Origin of the sequence: Pseudomonas sp. 2995-1 (genome assembly GCF_002742505.1) — a bacterium.
GTDB classification, from domain to species: domain Bacteria; phylum Pseudomonadota; class Gammaproteobacteria; order Pseudomonadales; family Pseudomonadaceae; genus Aquipseudomonas; species Aquipseudomonas sivasensis.
In genome coordinates this window covers 1-231 of the sequence record NZ_LJSA01000051.1, presented here as the reverse complement: position 1 = coordinate 231, position 231 = coordinate 1, and the positions used below count along the sequence as shown (strand labels likewise).

General features: G+C 39.0%; 1 protein-coding gene. It reads left to right on the top strand.

Features of this window, described 5'->3' with window-relative positions; genetic code table 11:
- Positions 1-16: 16 nt before the first annotated feature.
- On the top strand, positions 17-231 hold a 215-nt coding region (locus tag AOA61_RS00190), incomplete at its 3' end, for a hypothetical protein (protein ID WP_305886515.1).

Sequence of the window (231 nt, the reverse complement as noted above, 5' to 3'; positions counted from 1 at the left end):
CATTTGGACTTGGACAATGAAAAACATGTACATGCCTGAAGGGAAACATGCTGGTTATTTTGCATGGTCTTGTCAATTGGATGGTACTAAAAATGCTCATGGTCCAGCCCCTGATGGTGAAGAATACTTTGTATTAGCACTATTCTTTGCATCTCATCGTTGGGGAGATGGTGAAGGTATATATAATTATAGTAAATGGGCAAAGGACATCCTTCACTCAATGATCCATAA